12 protein-coding genes are annotated in these 15,345 nt (G+C 62.6%); 3 read left to right on the top strand and 9 right to left on the bottom strand.

Annotated features, from left to right (window positions below; translation table 11 throughout):
• Positions 1–31 precede the first annotated feature (31 nt).
• Entirely contained in the window at positions 32–1,981 is a 1,950-nt protein-coding gene (locus ACYVN4_RS35800; protein WP_460727041.1) for a BTAD domain-containing putative transcriptional regulator, read from the top strand.
• Between the two features lie 333 nt (positions 1,982–2,314).
• Here ACYVN4_RS35800 and ACYVN4_RS35795 read toward each other — a convergent pair whose 3' ends face one another.
• Both ACYVN4_RS35795 and ACYVN4_RS35790 read right to left on the bottom strand, forming a co-directional pair.
• Positions 2,315–3,841: a zinc-ribbon domain-containing protein gene (locus ACYVN4_RS35795; RefSeq protein WP_460727172.1), complete on the bottom strand. Its 1,527-nt coding sequence runs from the start codon at positions 3,839–3,841 to the stop codon at positions 2,315–2,317.
• Positions 3,842–4,467: 626 nt separating this feature from the next.
• Positions 4,468–5,289: an alpha/beta fold hydrolase gene (locus ACYVN4_RS35790; RefSeq protein WP_460727039.1), complete on the bottom strand. Its 822-nt coding sequence runs from the start codon at positions 5,287–5,289 to the stop codon at positions 4,468–4,470.
• Between the two features lie 331 nt (positions 5,290–5,620).
• Here ACYVN4_RS35790 and ACYVN4_RS35785 point away from each other — a divergent pair, with 331 nt between their 5' ends.
• Complete coding sequence (locus tag ACYVN4_RS35785) at positions 5,621–6,484, top strand: aldo/keto reductase (RefSeq protein WP_460727037.1); 864 nt, start codon at positions 5,621–5,623, stop codon at positions 6,482–6,484.
• Between the two features lie 874 nt (positions 6,485–7,358).
• On the opposite strand, the gene ACYVN4_RS35780 is transcribed toward ACYVN4_RS35785, so the two are convergent.
• The 6 genes from ACYVN4_RS35780 to ACYVN4_RS35755 all read right to left on the bottom strand — a co-directional run bounded on the left by ACYVN4_RS35780 (position 7,359) and on the right by ACYVN4_RS35755 (position 12,331).
• Entirely contained in the window at positions 7,359–7,850 is a 492-nt protein-coding gene (locus ACYVN4_RS35780; protein ID WP_460727170.1) for a DUF4240 domain-containing protein, read from the bottom strand.
• Positions 7,851–8,041: 191 nt separating this feature from the next.
• Complete coding sequence (locus ACYVN4_RS35775) at positions 8,042–9,055, bottom strand: NAD(P)-dependent oxidoreductase (RefSeq protein WP_460727035.1); 1,014 nt, start codon at positions 9,053–9,055, stop codon at positions 8,042–8,044.
• Between the two features lie 567 nt (positions 9,056–9,622).
• Positions 9,623–10,273 (bottom strand): nuclear transport factor 2 family protein, encoded by a 651-nt coding sequence (locus tag ACYVN4_RS35770; protein WP_460727033.1) that lies wholly within the window; start codon positions 10,271–10,273, stop codon positions 9,623–9,625.
• Between the two features lie 226 nt (positions 10,274–10,499).
• Positions 10,500–10,970 carry an ester cyclase gene (locus ACYVN4_RS35765; protein ID WP_460727031.1) on the bottom strand — a complete coding sequence of 157 codons (471 nt, stop codon included), beginning with the start codon at positions 10,968–10,970 and terminating at the stop codon, positions 10,500–10,502.
• A 144-nt stretch (positions 10,971–11,114) separates the two neighbouring features.
• Positions 11,115–11,498, bottom strand: coding sequence for an antibiotic biosynthesis monooxygenase family protein (locus ACYVN4_RS35760; protein WP_460727029.1), 384 nt, complete (start codon positions 11,496–11,498; stop codon positions 11,115–11,117).
• 512 nt (positions 11,499–12,010) lie between these two features.
• Entirely contained in the window at positions 12,011–12,331 is a 321-nt protein-coding gene (locus tag ACYVN4_RS35755) for an EthD family reductase (protein ID WP_460727027.1), read from the bottom strand.
• A gap of 514 nt (positions 12,332–12,845) precedes the next feature.
• Here ACYVN4_RS35755 and ACYVN4_RS35750 point away from each other — a divergent pair.
• Positions 12,846–13,790 carry an alpha/beta hydrolase gene (locus ACYVN4_RS35750; protein WP_460727025.1) on the top strand — a complete coding sequence of 315 codons (945 nt, stop codon included), beginning with the start codon at positions 12,846–12,848 and terminating at the stop codon, positions 13,788–13,790.
• An 87-nt stretch (positions 13,791–13,877) separates the two neighbouring features.
• Here the strand turns inward: ACYVN4_RS35750 and ACYVN4_RS35745 are convergent, their stop codons facing one another.
• Complete coding sequence (locus ACYVN4_RS35745) at positions 13,878–15,203, bottom strand: cytochrome P450 (protein WP_460727023.1); 1,326 nt, start codon at positions 15,201–15,203, stop codon at positions 13,878–13,880.
• Positions 15,204–15,345: the final 142 nt, after the last annotated feature.

Below are 15,345 nucleotides of genomic sequence, written 5' to 3'. Positions count from 1 at the left end.
CGCAGCGGCTTCACCGAAGGTGGGACAAGCCATGCAGATCGCGCTGTTGGGTCCGATAACCGTCACCGCCGACGGTCGCGAGTTGCCGCTCGGCGGGCCTCGGGTCAAAGCGCTGCTGACACTGCTCGCGATGGACCCGGGCCGACCGGTGCCGGCAACTCGTCTGATCGACGGAATCTGGGCCGAAGACCTACCCACCGATGCGACCAACGCCCTGCATACCCTCATCAAGAGATTGCGTGTCCGGCTGCCCCACCACGTGATCCGGCGAGGATCGAGTTATGGGCTGACCGTGGAACCGGACTCCACCGATGCCCATCGGTTCACCACCGCCGTGACCCAGGCACGAACCGAACTCGCGTCAGGTCGGCACACCCGAGCCGTCGAATGCCTCAACATGGGTCTCGACCTGTGGCGTGGACCGGCATTGGGCGGGGCTCACCCGTCACCCACGATCAGTGAACTCACCGCGGGATTGACCGAACAGCGTCTCACCGCAATCGAACTGCGCGCGGACGCATTCCACGCCCTGGGCCGCAGCGGTGAGCTCATTCACCAGCTCACCGCCGAAGTATCGACGCACCCGTTCCGTGAGACTCTGATCGCACGCTTGATCAGGGCCCTGGCCACGGTGGGACGCTCCGCCGAAGCCCTGCAGACCTACCAACGGGCCGAGTCCCTGCTACACGACGAACTCCGCATCGCCCCCTCACCCGCGCTCCACCAGGCCATGACGCAGATCCCGTCCACGCCACCCGCGCACGCCGAATCCCGCGCAGCCGATCCCCAGATGCCCACCCGCCCCTGGGTATTCGTGTCCGCAACCCGTGCACTCGACACACCCCTGACCACGTCACCACTCTCGCAGGCAACATCCGACACCGGTAACGCTGGTTCGGTTGTGCCGCAACACTGGACCAGTTTCGTCGGGCGTACAGAAGACCTCACGGGCTTGCACCGATCACTGGATATCTCACGATTGGTCACACTCGTCGGCGCAGGCGGCGTCGGCAAGACGCGACTGGTGACACAGCTGCTGCGGACGACCGGACGAGACCAGAGTGCGGGCTGCGCATTCGTCTCACTCGCGGCCGTAGACAACGAACATCTCAGCCGCACCGAAGCATCCACGATCGGAAACACGATCCTGGCCGCTCTCGAACCGGCCGCAGCCGCAATCGAGCCTCGAGCGGACTACATCACCGGTCTCAAACGCTCACTGTCAGGTCGCCGAATGCTGTTGGTGTTGGACAACTGCGAGCACATCGCGGTCCCCACCGCCGCCGTCGTCGCAGAACTCTTACAACAGGTTCCCGACCTGAACATCCTCGCGATCAGCCGCGAAGCCCTCGGCATCGAAGGCGAACGGCTCTACCCCCTGCGACCATTGCCCGTACCCGAACACGACGCGACTCTCACCCAGGCAATCGACAACGCCGCGATGCGGTTGTTCGTGGAGCGGGCCGTGGCGGTACGCCCGGACTTCGTACTCACCGAGGACAATTACACGCTGGTGTGCGATCTGGTGTGCGACCTCGACGGCCTGCCGCTGGCCATCGAACTGGCCGCCGCCCGCGTGCAAGCGCTCCCGCTATCAGAGATCGCCGCCCGTCTCACCGACCGATTCACCCTGCTGACCAGTACAGCGCGCCACACTATCCCACGCCACCGCACCCTGCACGCCGCGGTCGCGTGGAGTTGGGAACTACTCACCGAACCCGAAGCCCACCTCGCACGACAATTCTCCGTATTCGTCGACGGAGCCGACCTCGACGCCATCACCGCTACCTGCGGCACCGACACCCTCGACGCATTGACCTCACTGGTCGCCAAATCACTCATCGAATTCGACGGCGAACGCTACCGCATGGTCGAAACCATCCGCGCCTACGCCGCCGGACAATCCTGGCGCCCATCGGAGGCCAACCACCATCCAGATACACCGCGGCCTACCTCACATGTAGATACGCCGCACAGGTGATGCTCCCGCGCACGGGGGGGCCATGGTGGGGGGCAAATCGACACCCTCGAACATCTCGCGCAAACCGGCTGGAGATCAATGCTTCGAAGCCAACGACCCTGCGCGTCTCATGGAACGTCCCCAGCTGCCGCGCTTCGCGCGGTTCTGCGATGCTCAGCCGGCCCTTGCCGTCCCCGGCAGCCGGGGGTACACGGCTCCAACCACCCAACGCAGTACACGAACCGCGAGGCAATCGCCGTACTGATCTCTGAAGCGTCGCGTTCGAGACGACCGCGAGATCGCTTCGAGTAGAGACGCGATGAGATTCAGATCGATGAGAATCCAACATGCATACTAATTGCAATTCGGGCACGTCGCGCTCCTCACCTGAGACCGGACCGACCTGGTCCACACGCTTTGACATTTATGGCATTTCCATCCGACGGTGATATCGGATCCTGAAGAAACCTCGTCCGGACCGAAAGAGTTGATGCTGCAGTCCCAGTCCTTTGCAACATCGGGGTGCAAATCCATCAATGATCGTCCACGCCTGGGTAGCTGACGCAAGAAGCCTCGCACCTTGTAGCTGCACGACCTACAGGTCGGCCCAACCTGGGCAATTTCCGCATCCCACGGATCTCCACATATTGGACAGAGCCACCAGGCCCGAACCTTCGAATAGGGCCTGAAATCAAAGAGCGTCGCGCCGTCATTCAATGTCGGATGCCATAGCGACAGCAGGTTCGGCCGAAGATCGCCGGCCGACCGCTCTGCAGCGGGAGTTTTTCTCGCTGCACGCATTGCCAACCTTCCACAAGTCGGGCAGCCCGACCCACTGTAGACACGGGAAGCAGGTGAGGACCTGTAGCTATGGCCGCTCGCACAAGACCACCAGACAGGTGTCAAACTATTGCACTTTGTTCTTTCCGGTGAATCGTTTCCATTCTTAGAATAGTTCCAGTCTTTCGCGACGTCGGGATACTTTGTCGCCAGGTTCTCCAAAAGTCGGTCAGCGATGTATTCCTCCGCGCTATCACTCGACCACGTCTCATCTTCCGACAGATATCGATCAAGCAGGCGAGGCCGGAGTCCGAGGCGGTGAAGCTCGGCCAGCGCCGCTCGGGCCAAAATCTTCACCGAGGCCCCTCGTGGGACCCGCAAACAATGCTCAGTAAACAGAGGTAGCGGTTCCTCACGCAACCTGATAACGGTCCAATTCACCTCGCGGAGCGCTGCTGTCTGACGCCTGTCGCGGCGCATAGATGCAGCTGCGGAATGATATCTCGCACTATCGAACTCGACAACAATCCGGTATTCGGGTATCGAGATATCAGCCCTGACAGGACGACGTCCGGAAACTGGAATTTCCGAGAGATTCATATCGACTGGGCAGCCAACGGCGGCGAGTTCGAATCGAAGTCGGATCTCGGTCTCCGAGGTTCCATAGAGTATGCACTTCGGACATCCGGATGGTTTGGGCTTCGTCCTGTTATTCGGGCTGGCTTCCCATTCGTGCCCGCGGCGCGTGCATTTCCACCACATCTTTCGGTTGTCTCCGGCAGAAACATCTCCCGGCCCCAGTGTTCCATTCTTGGTCCGATGAAATTCCTCGGCAAGGTCTGGCCGCTGGAGCAACAACGAGCGCCCTTCGTCGAGGGCGCGCCGCCGCAACCTATCACCAGCCCTCCTCACGTTGCAGGACCTGCATCCCACGCTATTGCTTCGTGTTCTGTTACCGATGATGCCCTGCCACGGATATCCGCAGTACGAGCACAACCACCAAACAATTTTTCCGCTGAATGGCCGCACATCAAATGGAGTGAGATTCTCATTCAACGTTGGATGCCACTCTGCGGATTGACGCGGAAACAAATGCCCCATGGACTGCCCGGGACGGGGATCCGACTTCACACCTAGCCTCGAATCTTTCAACTCTTCCCAAAGGAGAGACACGACCAGTTTTGCACGATACCAAGAGCCATGCGCGAGCCCGAGGCGCATCCTGATAATCAAGCAGGCAGCGACTCGAATCTCATATCGAAGAAAGGGAACAATTCGGACGATTCACCGTTACTGGCATCGACGACGACCACAGAGGTGATATTCAAACCAATCGGAGCCACCGACCCGCGTATGCCAACCGCACGATACTTAGCGAGTAGCGGATACTGGCCGACCTCTCGGATCGGCAACACGGGGTTGATCTTCTGCCACGCCGCACCGGCCGGTTTGCTCAGCGACCCGCGGCAGATGCGGACCGCCAGAGCGACGCATCCGACCCGACGACGACTGGATCACCCTGCACGCCCGCTGGAACCGCATCGCCGACGGCGAGACTCCAGGAAGGGCTCGGAGTAGATGTGCCCCGATGGTCACCGCCCAGTCGGCGAAAGAGGTGGAGCTGGTGAACCCTGCGAACCTGTGCCTGGCTCACGCACGTGCTCGTCTGGGCAACGGGGCAATGTATCTACGTCCAAACTCAGGTCGTAGATCGATGCCTCCGGCGATCAGTCGGTCGTGAGCGCAACCACGTCAGGCTGGCGGTCGAGGAACTCGATCACGGCGCTCGCGAACGCGGTGGGATCCTCGAGAGGAAGAGCGTGTCCAGCCGCGAACTCGCGGTGATCCGCACCGGGGATCGCAGCGGCTACCGCGTGTTGTTGTGCCGGGGCGATGATCTGGTCATAGGCGCTGACCAAGACCCGTGTCGGTGTCTTGATCCCCGAGAGCAACCCTGCGATATCGACGTTGCGCGCGGCGGCCACCTGGGCCGCATGCGTGAAGCTGAGCATGGCGGTGAAGAGCGAGGCCGAGGAACTCATCGCCGCATCGTCGGCCTCGACGAGGGTGTCGGGACGAAACCCCGTGAGCTGCAAGATTTTGGCGAGCAACCGGCGATCGGCCTGCAGTATCCGCTCCCACAGCTCGAATTGGAATCGGCCGCGTGCATCGGTGACCGACCATGGCGCGTGCAGAAGCAACGAATCCACCCGCTGGGCGTGACGGGCCGCCACCACCGCCGCAGTGACCGCGCCGAGGGAATGACCGACCAGGTGATAGCGATCCAACCCGGCGTCGGCCGCTGCACCGGCGACCTGAATCGCAAGGTCGTCGACCGTCACCCTGTCGGGAGCCGTCGTTCTGCCCGAACCCGCCAAATTGACCGACACGACGGTGTAGCGGCCTTGTACGGCATCTATGAGAGGCTGCCAACTCACCTCGGCGTCGCCGAAGGTGCCGTGAACCAGCACCAAGCCAGGCCCGCTGCCCGAGATCAGGTACTCGACATTACTGGGCCCGTGTTCGAGAACGACGGGAGTTCTCGGCATTATCAATTTCCTTTCCAGGTCGAGACCGGTCGCACTCCTTCATGCCAACTGCCCGGAACAGCGGGCATGAGCGTGGTGGCTCTGGGTGCCTCATGCACGAGCGTGATCGCAAGGATGGTCGGGTCCCCTGGCAGGGAACTGTCGTCGCCTGACAGAGCGGCCACAACCGACAGTCACGGAATCTCAAGGTCGACGCGCCGATTATCCGCAGTGCCTGGGCATTTCAGCTCCATTCCCCCAAATCTGCTCTGCCACATCACTTATCAGCTCGTTGCCAGACGAGGAATGCACTATCTCATGTTGCTATTGATCAACCGCACCAAGGAGTCTCATGACGCATCCCACCGTCACCCTCAATACCGGCGCCTCCATGCCCATGCTCGGCTTCGGTACCTGGCAACTGGACGATCCGACCGCCGAGCGCGCGGTCGCTTCCGCGTTGGAGGCCGGATACCGCAGCATCGACACCTCAGCGGCGTACGGGAACGAACGAGGTGTCGGGCGTGCGATCCGCGACTCCGGGATCGCCCGACCCGAGATCTTCCTCACCACGAAGGTCGTGGATCGCGAGGGCTATGACCACACCATCGCGAGCGCCCACGCCAGCCTCGAACGTCTCGGCGTCGACCATGTGGACCTGTTCCTGATCCACTGGCCCTTCGACGAGTCGATGGCCGAGACCTGGCGAGCCATGCAGGATCTGCATGCTGACGGGCTCGCTGCCGCGATCGGGGTATCCAACTTCGGAATCGAACGCTTGAATCGTCTACTGGCAGCGGCCACGATCGTTCCAGCGGTCAACCAGGTCGAACTTCATCCACGTCTCGCCCAGACCGCCCTGCGCGACTACTGCTCGGATCGAGGCATCGTCGTCGAAGCCTGGAGCCCGCTGATGCAAGGCGGAGAACTGCTGAGCCATCCCTCCATCACCGCGATCGCTGCCGCACACGACCGCAGCCCCGCGCAGGTCATCCTGCGCTGGCACCTGCAGCACGGTCTGGTGGCCATCCCCAGATCGACCTCACCCCAACACGTGCGCACCAACGCCGCCCTCCATGACTTCGTGCTCTCGGCCGCTGACTTGGCGATCATCGACGCGCTCGACGCAGGACGACGCGCGAATCCGAATGCCGACCCGGACACGTATGTCTTCACCGATGAGGTCTATGCGCATCTGCAGTCAGTCAACGATTGAGAGCCCGCACGTCAGGAGTCGGGATCCTCAACGGCGCCCCGTCTTCAGTCACGGCGGAACCCAGGGCTGTCACAGGATGACAGGTTGTTGACAGCCCACGTCAACACACTGTCGATCACACAGATACCCAGCACGGGAGTGAATAAATTGAATCCCGAGACCGGCTCCGACGAGCGATCCTCGCATGTGAGCCAATTCAGCGGCTATTGATCGGCGGGGCCCAGCTTTATCGCTGGGCGCCCACCACAAGTCGACGAAGAATCCCCGCACAACAAGAACGAAACACGGCATGACCATGCGAACGACATTCGGACCCACCATCTCCTACCTCGATACCGGCGGCAGCGGGCGTCCATTGCTCACCGTGCACAGTCGCCCTTGTGACGTCGAGAACTCGACGGAACTCTCTCGGGAACTGGCACCGGACTGGCGACTCATCTCGGTGAACTGCCAGTCCTCCATCTGTTCGGGAGGTGAAGAACACCACGAGGATCAAACCGATGCCGCGGAACTCGTCGCATTGCTGGATCATCTTGGCCTCGAGCGAGTTGTCATGCTCACCGACCAGCCCCGTGTAGTCGACACATGCCGCTTCGCCACAAGGCATCCGGAAAGGATCGAAGCGATTATCGACACCGCTATAGCACTCGCATTGGTTGGCCGGCCATGCAGCGCACACCACCCTGGAGCGTGTGAGGCCCGACCCGATATCAGCCCTGCGACCAGGGCATCTGCCGGTCACGTACGTCTAGCCGACCTGTTCATCATGTAGCGCCTCGGTCAAGGGCGAGAAAGAGGAACAACTGCCCTCGCGCCACGCGGGAGCACTCTGATCGGTCTCGTCAGCAGCGAAATAACCGCTGCCGCCAGCAGATCAAAGTCGGCAGAATTGTGGATATCGTGGAGTCTTCCGGAATCGCCCCGACCACCCACTGTCATTCGAATACGACTCAAACGACAGCCAGGTTTGCCTGGACCAATTCAGGCCGGTCCGTTCCCGAAAGGCCTCGGGCACGATGGACAACAAACATTGTCCATCGAGCGCCGTGTACCGTGCAAACATTACTGGCCGATCGAACATACTCGAATACACTTCACGGCCCGCTGCCACAACGGCACACCGAGCGCGAAGGAAGCTCTCGCCGGACTGCGTACCCACCCGTCGCGACGTGGCCGTATCGATGACCGGCTGCAGGCCGAAGCACTCCTGATCGAGCCAGTACAGGGCCTCGGACAACAACTCGGCGAAACCCGCGATCTCAGTAACCGGCCGCGACGCCAAGTATCTGGACAACCGCCGACATGAATGCCGACTTGCTCGGCCATCAATAGTGGCGATGAGCGCCCAAAATTTCTCGTGAGTCATCACGATCGAAAGCACACCATGATCGACCCGAGCAGTATTCCCACAGCCGGGAAATCGATGCACGGCTATCAAGCATTTACGATTCGCGATACACCGACCAGTTATTCAAAGACGCTCACCGAGTCAACCGTGATCCATCGCTGTGGTCCGATCCGGCTCTCCCCTGCCGCGGCGCCCGGGCCGCGGACATATCACCGAGGCGTCACTGAGGTACCAACCGACGCCGTGATCGCCTCGGCGTGTGTCGAGCTGAGATACGTTGCACTGACGTCCTTCTCGCCCAGGCCGTCCTCGACAGATCGGCGAAGCCGGGCGGCCACCGCATCGATCACATCGGTCCGCACACCGACAGCCTCGGCGGCATCCGCGATAAGGACGGCGTCCTTGGCGGCCATGTCCAACCCGAAGTTCGGTGTGAAATCTCCAGCGGCGATCGCATTGGCCTTGACCTGAAGATATGGACTGTCGACCGCGCTGCCCTGAACCAGGGCAGCGAAGGCGGTCGTGTCCAACCCGAGTCCTTCGGCGAGAGCGATGGCCTCCGCGGTCGCGACAGTTGTTGCCAGCACCCACGAGTTGACGACGAGTTTGAGGCGGCTGGCGGTCGCCGCCTCGGCATTGTCACCGAGTGGGATCGTGCGCGCGGCAACGGCGTCCAGAACGGGTGTGGCATCCGCCAGAGCCTGCCGGTCTCCGGCAGCGAGAACCAGAAGCTGTCCGTTCTCCGCCGGCTGCCGGGTCCCGATCACCGGGGCATCGATCAGGCGCAACTGGTGACGTTCAGCCAATGATGCCAGTTCGGTCGTCGGTTCGATACCCACAGTAGAGGTCTGCAACCAGATCTGGCCTGCCCTCAAACCCGGCGCGGCCGCCGCCATCGACGACAACACCGCGGCACCATCAGACAGCATGGTGATCACGACATCGGCATCTTTCACCGCCTCCGCGGCGTCGACCAACACCGTGATCCCCTCGGCCGCAAGTGGTTCGGCCTTCGCGAGGGTGCGGTTCCATACCCGAGTGGTGATTCCGGCCCGCTGCAACGAACGCGCCATGCCGGCACCCATCGTGCCCGTGCCAAGTATCGCGACAGTGGTCATTGTGTACTCCTCGTGAGTTGGGGCGCGGCCGCCTCCGCCCGCTCGATTGAGGCGGGCTCCAACCAGAGGTCTTCTCGCCAACCGAGCGACCGTGCCGTCGCCCACGGTAATTCCTTCCCAGTTCTGGGAATGGCATTGTCTTTCGCAGAATAGATGTTGTACCAGTCGGCGAGTTCAAAGCCCCCGACCAACTTGGTGCCAACCCGGTGGTCCAAAAACCTGAGGCGTACAGCGCCTCTCGGCCCAGTGCGCTGAATGAGAATGTGCAAGTCCATCATTCGGCCTGCGACATACTCGACCGGCCAAACAAGGTGATCCACTCAACCGACCAAGAGGGCTGCACGATGATCGACGGCACGGCCGTAATGATCCGACGACCACAAGCCCTCCGACTACGCACCTTCCAAACCAGGGAGCCTCCAACGCCCAGAAGTTTGGGTATCGGCCCCTTGTTCCGCCGTGCATGGGGTGGCGGCACGGCGGCTATCGCCGCGGTCCGGTAGCGTCATCATTGGAACGGATTACCGCCCACACTGTGTCGCGGCCCGGCCGATTACCCAGAAGAGCCCTGCCAGTGGGCCATCCGACCGAATCGGGGGCCGCTATTCACCCTGGCAGGGCTTTTCGTTACCCGGTCAAGTCCATATCGGCGGAGAAAGCATGGCTCGTGAGCTAGACCGATAGCCGATTCGTTTGAGCGTCGTCGAGAGGTTGTGGATCCCATCCCTCCGGACGGTCGGTAGTGATGTGACGCTGGCGGGCTGACAGTGCGAACCATCGACGAGCATCCTCATCGCCCAAGTAGCCGGGCGTGAAGTACATCTGGTCGACGGTGCGCCGACTCATACGCCAGATCCCGTCGGTACCACGGCGGAACCGATCGGTCACCAGCCCATGCCCAACCACCGGCCCCAACGCCGGGGCACGACCGTCACCACCCGCCGGGCCGGTCACCACCCGCTCGGTCAGATAGCTCTGCGCCCGCGCCGTATCGGGATCGTCGGCCCAGACCACAGTGTTCGTACTCTCATGGCGCACACCGAGATTGGCGTGCTGCCACTGCCGCAACAACGCGACCACGGCCTGACGACCCCGCCGACGTCCCCACAGATGATCGATCACGACATCATCGGTGAACATGTCGGCCAGGCCAGCGAAATGACGACGATCGAAACACCAGTCGAACCGGCATACCAGATCAGCGATGTCCAAGCGGTCCGCTGGGCTCAAGACCCGCGCTTGACAATCCAACGGCATGTAATAACCGGGCTCGGGATCAACCGACGGTCCAACGGCAGTCAACGAAGCGGTCGCCTTCCTCATACGGTCACTGTGCACCGGGCAACCGTCAGCCAACTGTCAACGGCTGACAGCACCAACCGTTCCACCCACCGGTAATGCCAGCGCACCGTCATGACACCACAACGGCCCGCGATTCGTAGAAATCGACTGCGGCCAATCCGAAACCCTGCCATTCACAACGTTTCTCAAGGATCGACCGTGAGCTACAGGCCGGAGTGCTCAGACAACTGCCGGACTGCCGATGTGGTCACTTTGCAACCTGCGAGGACAGCCAACCCAACTGGCGGGCTCGACCGAGATCATCGCGCGCGGCCCAGTGTTCGATGACCAGTCCGTCGACGATACGAATCCAGTGCGTCTGGGCCACGGAGAAGGATTTGCCCTGTGGGGCGAAGACCTGATCGACCTCGCCGTCATCGGTGTACAGCACAAAGGGACCTGTTTGCCGACCAGCCATGACAGTATCGAGACACACCAGATCGCCTTCAGCGACGACATGCACGATCTCGTGGCCCATCTCGGTGAACGCGGCCCGCAACCACATCGCGGTCGCATAGAACCCCTCCGGGCCGCGAACCCGGGTCGCGGGCGGTTCGCGACGACTCTCACGGTTACTCGCGTCAGGATGGTAGACCGCGTCGAAGTCGGCGCGGCTACCGCTCGACATGATCTCGAGACTACGGATAGCCAGCTTCTTCTGAGTAGCAGCGGGACTCATCGAACTCCTCGAACAACTATGCAAACAAAACCCGCTCCGACTCCATGGACACATCGACGGCCCCACGTAGCACGGAGGCACGCCGAGTTCCCCACTATCGTCGGAGCGCTCGTTCCCTTCGGCGCGAAGTTGCGGCCGCCGAAACTATTCGCCAGCTGGCCGCACGTAATCGACCACCTGATACCGCCCGGGCCTTGCCCTCACATGCAGCTCGGGATCATCGAGCATGGTGGTGATCGCCGCGCGCCATTCGGAATTGGCGCGAGCCGTCCTAAGGGCGTCGGCGCTTCGCCACTCGGCCACATCAACGAAGGTCAACTCGTCGCCAGCGATCGTCTTGTGCATCACCGCGCGAACGAAACCCGGCTGTTCGGACATGATTCGGGCGCTGGACCCTCGCCACATTCGCAAGAATCGATCGGACTGTTCAAGCGGAACCGAGTACGCATTGATCATCGTGACCGGCGTGGTATCCGGCACCGCCGCCTCCGAAACCGCCCAAGGCTCACCATCAACCAACTCCGTCATCACTCAACCACCTATCCACACCATCGGGCTTCGACGAGCAACCTAACCAGGCCACCGTGCCAGCCGACGCCCCAAACCTCCCACCACTGGGAAAAGCTCATCGATGTTGACCGCGGCGAACCCAAACACCCCACAAGGACCGACCTGACAAGTGCAAGGCCTCAGCTACCTCACCGAACTGCACCTCGGCCGTACACCCGCCTTGGGACGCACCGCGAACGACGCCTTCGACGCACTCGAACTGATGTCTTCTCACATCCAACGGAGTGTCCACGAATTCGTCACGTGACACCATCGAGGCAAGGCGCACAGGACATCTGATGCCACACCGGATGTCGAGGTTGCCTGCAACGTGGACCTCACACCAGTGGCGCGGACGGAGGCTGGAGTCAGCCGGGAGGGGTGCTCCAAGCGCGAAACGAGCGGCTCGCACCGCGAGTCGGGTCGTCCCGGATCGGAGCACCTGTCGTTCACTCGGTGAGTTGTGATTCCACCGATGCCCGACCGATCAGTCAGGCGTCTTCGAGGATCTCGGCGAACGCGATCACGACACCGCCGGTGGCATTCTCACGGGTCGCCGCAACCAGAGGACCAGCCTCGGCGGCCGCGGCGCTCGCGGCCGCGTAGTCGGTGAAATACAGATCCAGCAGCCGGTAGGCCGGGGTGGGGCTGCCATCCTCCTTGGGCCACACCTTCGAGGCCTGCAACCGAGTCAGGCCCGGCAGCTTGCGCGCGAGGGTGAGCTGTTCTGCGTAGGCCGCTTCGAAGGCCTCCGGGTCGGTGGGGTTGGAATACACGAAGCTGATCTTGGTGGGATTGCCCTGTTCCGTCATGAAAGACCTCTCGCTCGAATCTCCAGTGGTGACCCGCGGGCGCGCACGCCCGCGGGTCACGACACTAGATGCTCACTCGCACAACGGACTTCCCACTGCGGGAGACTCGGCGCACCCACTCCGATTAGGGGGTGGTCGAGGCCTCGAACGACCGGATCGCCGAGGATCGCCCTGGCGCACCCCCATTCACCAGCGCATCGCTCGTAGGCGGAAGCTGCTCTGCGACAGGCGAATCCAGCAGCCCCACACTGATCCACCCGAATGGCCCGCTCGACCCGGCAGGCCAGCGCGGTATCGCCGATTGCGAATGCGTTGTCGAATTTCGGCCTGACGAAGCAACTGCCCCCAAGGGTGGGAAGCATACGTTGGGCATCTAGCCGTCACACTCGGAAGCCGATCGACTGTCCGCCCCATTGTCCCAATTCTCCGAGGGTTCCCACCCGTTGACACAGTCTCATTGAGACTATATCTTCGATACCAAGCAGGCAGTATCAATGAGACCATTGGAGTCAAGGTGCACACTCTGACCGTTCATCCCGAACTCGCCGCCTTGCTGGACCGTATGCCGGAACGGCCAAACTTCTTCGACGACATCGCGGCGACTCGGCGCAACTTCCAGGCGTCGATGGATTCGCTACCGCTCGATACCTCCGGCGTGGATATCCAGAACCTCGACATCGACGGGCCGGACGGCAATCTCATCCCGATCAGCGTCTACCGGCCGAAGGGCGTCGAGGAGACGCTGCCTGCCGTGCTGCACATTCACGGCGGTAGCTTCGCCTTCGGCCGATCCCGGCCGGGCGAGGATCGCACCGCCATCGCCATCGCCGAGGAGGTGGGCGCGGTGGCCGTTTCGGTCGATTACCGGCTCGCGCCCGAGCATCGCTACCCGGCCGGCATGGAGGACTGCTACGCCGCGCTGGTATGGATCGCCGAGCATGCCACCGACCTTCGAGTCGACGCGCAGCGCATCGCGGTCATCGGTAAGTCGGCGGGCGGCGGGCTGACGGCGTCTCTGACCTTGCTGTCGCGGGATCGCGGCGGTCCGGCTATCGCCTACCAGTCGATGTACATCCCGACCGTGGACCATCGCCACGACTCCGACTCGGCGCGGCTCATCACCGATCGCCGGATCCTCAACAACACCGACATGAAGCAGACCTACCAGCACTACCTGCCCGAACTGGAGAGCGGGACCGTCCCGGTCTACGCGAGCCCGGCACTGGTCGAGGACCTCTCGGGCCTGCCGCCCGCCTTCGTCCTGGCCTGCGACCTTGATCCATTGCGCGACGAGGCACTGGATTATGCCCGCCGCCTCATGGATTCGGGTGTCCCGGTCACGGTGTGCAACGTGCCCGGCACCTGGCATCTGTTCGAACTCGCCGCACCCGATTCCGCAGTGGCGCGCAGTACCCAGCGGAAGTGGCTGGGGGACCTGCGTGCCGCCCTGCGCGACTGAAGGTCGTTCATAGGTTTGCATCGTCGAGGGCCGGCAGGGGGCACGGACTGGATCCGGTCATTCGTGGGACGTGAGTGAATGGCGGTCTCACTGCCGGTGACCGGTGCGCGCTGAGGCATCCATCCGTAATCCGGACGGGGACAGGATGGCCGTGGCTTTCGGACGTACCCGAGCATCGGCGACATGACTCAGCCGCCAGCGGGCCGCGATGGTGGCCAGCATCAGCGTCGCCTCGGTCTGGGAGAACACGTCACCCATACATTTGCGCGCGCCCGACCCGAAGGGAACGTAGGAGATGCGTTGCGGGGCAGTGTTTCCCGGCAGCCACCGATCCGGGTCGAAGCGATCGACGCGCAACTGATCGGGGTGGCGATGGATCAGATAGGCGCCGAACACAATCGTGGTCCCCGCTGCGATCTCGTGCCCGGCGAGCACCGTGTCGACGGTGGTGGTGCGGGTGAGCAACCACGCCGACGGCCACAACCGCATCGTCTCGGTGATGATCCGCCCGGTCAATTCGAGTTGCTCCAGGTCGGCATAGGTCGCGGCACGACCACCGAGCGCCGCGTCGACCTCCGCGAAAAGACGCTGCTCGGCCTCGGGATAGTGCGCCAGCATGTGCAGCGCCCACGCCACGGTGCTACCGGTCGTTTCCGTGCCCGCCCAAAAGAACGACAACAATTGTCCGATGATCTCCTCGTCGCCGAGTCGGGACTGATCACTGTCGGGGTCGTCAGCGTCCAACAACGCCGAGAGCAGATCACCATGATCCCTGCCGTCGCCGCGGCGCGCGGCAATGATCATCGACATGTCCGCACGCAGACGTCGGCTCGCGCGCTCGTAGCGCCAGGCGCCCAGTAGGTTGAGCCGAGCAAGTCGTCGGGGCACGATGACCCGCCGGTAGATCCCGTTCACGATGACAGCCAGGTCGGTGAGCATGCGCTGCAACACCTCCGGCGGCAGCGACTCGGAGAACATCGTCGCCACCAACGTATTGGAGGCGATCGTGGTGGTTTCGCGCAGGACGTCGAGGACCTGCCCGTCACGCCAGCGTTCGACCACAGCCGTGATCTGGTTGGTCATGATCTCGGCATAGCCGGGGAAGGAAGGTTGAGCGAGGCGGCGAAGCCGACGGTGTGCGCTGTGCGGGCAGACCGGAAGACTGTCGCCCACCACCTCACGCGCCCGATCGAACAACGGGCCGCCCTTGTCGAACACCCGATCATCGTGCAGTAGTCGGTCCAACACGCGCGGGTCCGACACGACCACCGCCGACACCGTACCTATCCGGATACGCACCAGATTTCCGTGCGCGGCAAGGGATTCCACGAAGGACAGGGGTCTGCGGACGAGCTGTATGGCGTGCCCAAGCAGCGGCAGCGCGCCTGGTGCGGCGGGGATCGTGGATACCACGTGCGTCAACTCCTTCTGATTTGTCTCAAAACTGTTGGCCGCGAACCGAATCACCCGCGTCCCCAGCAGGTCGACGACAGCGACGTGCGAACCATGCACAGCGCCAACATGTTTCCCGCCGATGGGAGGTGGTGGATCGGTG

It is taken from the genome of Nocardia heshunensis (genome assembly GCF_054782115.1).
Note: the sequence above shows the minus strand (reverse complement) of the source record. Positions and strands in the feature narration are given on the sequence as shown.